6 protein-coding genes are annotated in these 6,840 nt (G+C 61.4%); 3 read left to right on the top strand and 3 right to left on the bottom strand.

Annotated features, from left to right (window positions below):
- Positions 1 to 47 precede the first annotated feature (47 nt).
- Together WB528_RS06460 and WB528_RS06455 are read right to left on the bottom strand one after the other, a co-directional pair.
- Entirely contained in the window at positions 48 to 260 is a 213-nt protein-coding gene (locus WB528_RS06460) for a hypothetical protein (RefSeq protein WP_423887594.1), read from the bottom strand.
- A 264-nt stretch (positions 261 to 524) separates the two neighbouring features.
- Entirely contained in the window at positions 525 to 731 is a 207-nt protein-coding gene (locus tag WB528_RS06455; protein ID WP_422250198.1) for a YdcH family protein, read from the bottom strand.
- Positions 732 to 1,131: 400 nt separating this feature from the next.
- Here WB528_RS06455 and WB528_RS06450 point away from each other — a divergent pair, with 400 nt between their 5' ends.
- Positions 1,132 to 1,317 carry a YdcH family protein gene (locus WB528_RS06450; RefSeq protein WP_423887593.1) on the top strand — a complete coding sequence of 62 codons (186 nt, stop codon included), beginning with the start codon at positions 1,132 to 1,134 and terminating at the stop codon, positions 1,315 to 1,317.
- 155 nt (positions 1,318 to 1,472) lie between these two features.
- Here the strand turns inward: WB528_RS06450 and WB528_RS06445 are convergent, their stop codons facing one another.
- Positions 1,473 to 2,576 carry an NAD(P)/FAD-dependent oxidoreductase gene (locus WB528_RS06445; RefSeq protein WP_423887592.1) on the bottom strand — a complete coding sequence of 368 codons (1,104 nt, stop codon included), beginning with the start codon at positions 2,574 to 2,576 and terminating at the stop codon, positions 1,473 to 1,475.
- Between the two features lie 273 nt (positions 2,577 to 2,849).
- Here WB528_RS06445 and WB528_RS06440 point away from each other — a divergent pair, with 273 nt between their 5' ends.
- Complete coding sequence (locus WB528_RS06440; RefSeq protein ID WP_423887591.1) at positions 2,850 to 5,531, top strand: sensor domain-containing protein; 2,682 nt, start codon at positions 2,850 to 2,852, stop codon at positions 5,529 to 5,531.
- An 82-nt stretch (positions 5,532 to 5,613) separates the two neighbouring features.
- On the top strand, positions 5,614 to 6,840 hold a 1,227-nt coding region (locus WB528_RS06435), incomplete at its 3' end, for a glycerol-3-phosphate dehydrogenase (RefSeq protein ID WP_423887590.1).

Raw genomic sequence — 6,840 nt, 5'->3', positions numbered from 1 at the left:
GTAGTACGTGACGTTGGCCATTTCGTGGACTCCTATCTCTTGATGAATCAGGCCGCGTCGCCCCTCTCGCGCGCCCGCCGGGCCGCCGCGCCCAGATGCGATGCTTTCGTTCGCAACGCGCTCAATTCGATTTCCAGATATTCGTTTGCCAGGATCAGGGCCTTGATGGTGCTGCGCGCGTCGCCGTTGCACATCGCGATGAGCCGGTCGCAGGCTTGTTCGTAGCTCGGGCTGTAGGGAAACGAAGCGGGATCGGGCATAGCGGGCTTCCTCAAGGCGCAAAGTTGACGGCCAGTGTGGCGGTTCAGAAGGTCCGCATCATTGTTGCGGCGAGTCCATCATGCGGACTTCTGAACCAAAACCACACCAGATCGATAAGTTTACCAATGTCCTTTCGATTCCGAAGTCCGTAAGCGGGGGGGCCGCGTAACAATACGAACCTCGGAATCGGGACACCGATGAATGTTCTTCTTTTGTTCTAAAAAGTCAAGTGCCGATCTGACCGGATGCCCAAAGGGAACGCCTCAAGCGATGATGTCAGGCGTGATCTGGTCTTCGATGAAGGCGATACGGTCGCGCAACTGCAGCTTGCGTTTCTTCAACCGCTGCAGCCTCAACAAGTCCGGGGCCGGCGACTGGTGCAGCGCATCAATCGCCGCGTCGAGGTCGCGGTGTTCCTGGTGCAACCGTGCGAGCTCGGATTGGAGTTCGCGCTCATCTTCGTCGGTCATGGCGTACTTAATCGGAAAACGCGGATGAGATTTGCGAAAAGTTCAAGCCCAGCCTCGAATATCCTCCCTGGCAGGCCGCTCCGCAAGCAGGTTCGAGAAGCGATTCACGTGAGTGAAACGCGAGCAAAGCGCGGCGGACGCACGGAGAGGCCAGCTTGCGGGCCGCCGCCAGCCGTTTGCGCCAATCTTTTCTCTTGCGGCGCTTTTCCAGGATGGAACGGGAACTCAGGCAAGAAACTGAGCCAAGACGAAAGGTTAAGGTGTGCCGCTCACGGTTCATTACAGATACCGGTGAAATATGAGGATGGCGTTTTCCAGACCCATCGACAGATTCCCGCCGTGGTGTAAGCTTCGTTGTCCGGATCGAATCTGAGGTCTTACCCAACCGAGGAGGTTTCGAATGGCAATTCAGTCGCATCTTGTTGAACTGGAACGCAAACATCAGAGCCTGGAAAACGAATTACACGAAGCTCTGGTGCACCTTTCAACGGACGATCTGCAAATTGTCGAACTCAAGCGCCGCAAGTTGATGGTCAAGGATGAAATCGAACGCTTAAGGCATTCCGCCAGCGCCACGTTGCATTAGCAAGTAAACCGCAAATATCCGACACCAGTTCTGTGTTGCCCTAACCGATCGACGCTGACCTGCGCGGGCGGGTGCTGGCGTATGTTGATCGATCGCGCGATCGCCGCGCCTCGACGCAAGGGCGCAGAGTGTTTGTACGCTTCCGCTAGACGCCCTCACGCCTCCGCCAGTTCTCCGACAAAGTCGGCGATTGCCAGAGACGAGGTGAGGCCGGGCGATTCAATTCCAAACAGATTGATCAGCCCGTCAATGCCGTGATCCCTTGGTCCCTGGATCAGGAAGTCCTGTACCGCGACCGCGGGCGGCACGATCTTCGGGCGCATGCCCGAATAGCTCGGCATCAGCGCGCCGTCCGGCAGCGCCGGCCAGTAGCGGCGGATCGCCGGATAGAATCGTTCGCCCCGCGCGGGATCGACCGCATAGTCGATGCTGTCGACCCACTCGACATCGGGGCCGAACCGCGCCTGGCCGGCCATGTCCAGCGTGAGATGAACGCCGAGGCCGCCGGGCTCTGGTACCGGATAGATCAGATGCGAAAACGGTGCACGCGCGGAGCAACTGAAATAGTTGCCCTTCGCCAGGTAGGCCGGCGGAATCATTTCGACCGGCATGCCGTCGATGCTGCGCGCTACCGTCGTGGCGCGGAGGCCAGCCGCGTTGACGAGAAGCCTGCATTGCAGCGACATCGGCGTCTTGCCGCCGGCGTCAATTTCAATGTGGCCGCCGCGCGCGCGCGCACCGAGTAGCGGGGTGTGAAACGCAAAGGCAGCGCCCGCGTCTTCGGCATTGCCGCGCAAGGCGAGCATGTAGGCGTGGCTGTCGACGATGCCGGTGGAAGGCGACAGCAAGGCCGCTTCGCAATGAAGCGCCGGCTCCAGCGCACGCGCTGCCTCGCCTGAGAGGGCTTGCAGATCGGCGACGCCATTGGCCTCGGCATGCGCCCTGATCGATTCCAGTTTCTCGGTTTCCGTCCGTGTGGTCGCGACGATCAGCTTGCCGCAATTGCGATGCGGGATGCCCTGGTCGCGGCAGTAGCGATACAGCGCCTGTTTGCCGCTGACGCACATCCGCGCCATCAGGCTACCCGCTCGGTAGTAGATGCCGGCGTGAATCACCTCGCTGTTGCGTGAGGAGGTGACGGTGCCGATTCCCTCTTCGGCTTCCAGCACGATCACTTCGCGGCCGCTCTGTGCCAGCCGTCGCGCCACGGCAAGACCGATCACTCCCGCACCGATGACGACGCACTCGACCTTTTCCATTTGAAATTCTGATCCGGATCTTGGGATGCCAGCCGATACAACTTATGCGCGAGATGACGCGTCCGGCCGGGGGTTCTGGTTGTATCCCGTTTGTTTACGCAACTCTTTGTATTTGTTTCTGAACTTGGTTGGCCCAAATTATTAGTGAGCCATTAATCATGTCCCGCCAATTGGCGCAATTTCCCGCAGCAATTGCAGTCCACCGGGGTAGGCATTTACCTAATCCAAACCCGTGAAGCCAGACAGTCACCCGTAGAAATTCGCGGGTGACCGATGGCTGACAAGAACTGGCAGGCAGGCGGCGTGATCATGATTCCGGCAGGAATCGTGCTGTGCCTTGCTGTGTCCTTTTGGACCGTCTCCGTATCCGGCTTCGGGGCCAGCCTTGTCCAATATTTCGACGCGGCTGGACCGGATGTCATCTCGGACGCGGTGCTGGGCGGCCTGGTCATCGGCTCATTCCTGGTTGCCGTCGGCTTGTGGGTCGTGTCGACGCTGCGCCGGTTCAAGCGGTCGCAACTTCGCAGGAATGCTTTCGTCAGCTCCGCCTTGAACAATCTCAAGCAGGGCGTCGTGATCACCAATCCGCGGCAACGGATCGTTTTTCTCAACGACCGCTATCTCGAGATTTACGGTCTTTCACGTTCGGACATCACGGCCGACATGACTGGCCGGGACCTGCTCGAACTTCGGCGCCAGCGCGGCAGCTTCAACCTCAGTGTCGAGGAGTTCCGCGAGCAGGCCGGCAAGCCCGAGGGTCTGATCTGCGAATTGCCCGGCAGGCAATCGGTTCATGTCAAATATTTTTCGCTGCCGAACGGCGGGTCGGTGGCGACGCATGAGGATTGCAGCGAACAGCGCGAACTTTCGCGGCAGCTTGCGTCCACCAAGCAGTTCCTCGAATCCGTGCTGGAGAACGTTCCGGTCTGCGTGGCCGCCAAGAACATCGAGGACGGCCGCTATATTTTCGCCAACCGCGCGTTCGAGCGATTTTCGCGTTTTTCGAGAGATTTCATCATCGGCAAGCGCGCCGACGAGATATTCACGCCGGACACCGCGGCCAGCATCGAGGCAGCCGACCGCGCTGCCCTCAGTGCGCCGGAAAGCCTGTTCCGCAATGAATTCATGGTCGAACGCGGCTCGAAGAAGCGGGTTCTTGCCTCCAGCCGCGTGATTGCCCGCAACGACAGGAATGAGCCGGAATTCCTGATCGCGCTCTTCGACGACGTTACCGAGCGCAGGCTGCTTTCCTATGAGCTCGAGAACACCAAGAAGTTCCTCGAACTCGTCATCGACAACGTTCCGGTCTCGCTGACGGTCGAAAATCCCCGCGACGGGCGATATCTTCTGGCCAATCGCAGCGCCGAAACGATTCTCAACCGTCGCCGCGAAGAGGTTGCGGGGCTGACGGCCGCTGAACTCTTCAATGAACGCGAAGCCAGGCTGATCGTGGCGCGCGACCAGGCGGCGATCAAAAAGCGCAAGGCTCTCACCGAAGAGCATCCGATCAGCACCAAGGACGGCCTGCGCCTGTTCCTGACGCGCCGGGTGACCGTGTTCGATGAAGCTGGCGAGCCGCAATATCTGATCAAGACCCACGAAGACGTCACCGATCGCCGCCAGACCGAATCGCGAATGGCCCATATGGCCTATCATGACGGCCTGACCGATCTGCCGAATCGCGCGGCCTTCCTGCAGGCGCTCACGCAAATGATCGAGGCCTGCACCGAAGCCGAAGAGGAATTCGCCGTGCTGTCGATCGATCTCGATGGCCTCCGCGAAGTCAACGACGTGTTCGGCCACGCCACCGGAGACAAGCTTTTGATTGAGGTGGCGCAACGGATGCAGGCGTCCGCACGCGGCGGCGTTGTCGCCCGGCTTTCCGGCGACGAATTCGGACTGATCATCGACGGCAAGCAGCCGATCGCCGGCATGCTTCTGGCGGAGCAACTGGCCGAGACGATGGCCAAGGAAATTCAGATCGACGGCAAATCGGTTCGAACCGGCGTGACGACAGGCATTTCGATATTCCCGCATAACGGAACAGATGCGGCGTCCCTGCTCGCCAATGCCGGTGCAGCGCTGTCGCGCGCCAAGGCGAAATCGCGCGGCACAATCAGCATCTATGAGCCGGAGATGGATCAGCAGATCCGCGACCGGCGCGTGCTGCACCAGGATCTTTCGACCGCGATCAAGAACGGGGAAATCTCGCTCTACTACCAGCCGCAAGCCTTGTCGCGGCAGGTAGTGGACAATGGCGAAATCATCGGCTTTGAGGCGCTGGCGCGCTGGCGTCACCCCGTGCGCGGCTTCGTGCCGCCGTCCGATTTCATTCCGTTGGCAGAGGAGAGCGGCCTGATCTTCGAAATGGGTCAGTGGATTCTCCGCGAAGCCTGCCGCGAGGCCGCCTCCTGGCCGGTGCCGTTGCAGGTTGCGGTTAATCTATCGCCGGCGCAGTTCATGCACGGCGACGTCGTCAGCCTCGTGCATTCGATCCTGCTTGAGACCGGGCTTGCGCCGGGGCGGCTGGAGCTCGAGATCACCGAGGGCGTACTGATCGAGGATTTCGACCGTGGCCTCGCGCTGTTGCGGCGTCTCAAGGGGCTGGGCGTGCGAATCTCGATGGATGATTTCGGCAGCGGCTACTCCTCGCTGAGCTATTTGCAGGCATTCCCGTTCGACAAGATCAAGATCGACCGCGCCTTTGTGACGAATCTCGGACGCAACCCGCAATCGGCTGCGATCGTGCGCGCCGTCATCGGCCTTGGTCATGGCCTCGAAATGTCGATCGTCGCCGAAGGGGTCGAAACCCAGGAACAGCTCAGCTTCCTCGCCGAGGAGGGGTGCGACGCCGTGCAAGGCTATTTCATCGGCAAGCCGCTTCCGATCGATCAATACGACGCCCTGGTCGGCCGCCCGGCCGGCGACACCGAGCCGGCACGCAAGACCGGTTAAACGAGCCCGGCCAAACCAGACCGGCATTCTGCCTTTTTCCTCGCTTATCGCCGCTAGCCCCACCACGGGAAAGATTTAGGGTATGGCGGACTACGATCTTGCGATCATCGGCGGCGGGTTGAACGGCGTCAGTGTGGCACGCGATGCCGCCGGGCGTGGCTTGCGGGTCATCCTGATCGAGCAGGGGGATCTCGGCGGCGCGGCCTCAGCCGCCAGCGGCCGATTGATCTGGGGCGATCTTTCGGTGCTCGAACGCAGGGCGCTTGGGCGTACGCGCGCCGCGTTGGCTGAACGAGAGGTCTGGATGCGGATCGCTCCGCATCTGGTGCGCCCGACGCAGTTCGTCATTCCCGCCCATTCCGACGAGCGGCCGCCATGGCTGCTGCGGCTCGGACTATTCCTCTACGACCGCATGGCGCCGTCCGGCGGCAGCCTGCCGCGCTCGTCGACGATCGATATCACCCATCATCCGATCGGTGATGCGTTGCAGCGGCCATTTGGCACCGCCTTCGGATATTCGGACTGTCTGGTGGACGATTCGCGGCTGGTGATTGCAAGTGCGCTCGATGCGGCAGAGCGAGGCGCGGTGATCCGTACCGGGGCGCGTTGCGTGCGCGCCGACCGGCTCGATGTCTGGCGGCTTGTGGTGATCGATCGCGGCCATCGCCGGGTGATCACGGCAAGGTCGCTCGCCAACGCGTCCGGCGCGTGGACGGCGAGCGTCGCCGAGACCGTGCTGCGCACACCGCCTCCGGCGGTTGCCGCCGTCAAGCTAGGTCAGATCATCGTCAAGCGCCTGTTCGACACGGATAATGTTTACGTCCTGCAAAACACCGACCGAAGGCTGGTCTTTGCGAGTCCCTATCAGCGCGACTTCACCATGATCGGCACCGTGGCGCGCGGTTTCAAGGGCGATCCGGCCGCGGTGGCGATGGCTGCCGAGGAAGTCGCCTACCTCTGCGATGCCGCCAACCGCTATTTTCGCGAACGGATCGGAACCTCCGACGTGATCAGGTCGGTGGCCGGCGCCAATCTCGTCACGGGGCGGCCCGGCAAACGATTTGCCCGCGAAGGAACGGTGATGTTCGACGCGCGCCGGCACAAGGCACCGCTTCTGACTATTTTCGGCGGCGACGTCACCACGGCGCGGCGGCGCGCCGAACGGGCCGTCTCCTGTCTCCTGCCGTTCTATCCGATGTCGCGGCCCTGGAGCGCACAGGCGGCGTTGCCGGGCGGCGATTTTCCGCATCAGAGCTTCGAGACGGAAGTGGAAAACGCGCGTGAACGCTGGAAATTCCTCAGCTCCGAT

The organism is Bradyrhizobium sp., assembly GCF_049586575.1.
Lineage (GTDB): Bacteria > Pseudomonadota > Alphaproteobacteria > Rhizobiales > Xanthobacteraceae > Bradyrhizobium.
Note: the sequence above shows the minus strand (reverse complement) of the source record. Positions and strands in the feature narration are given on the sequence as shown.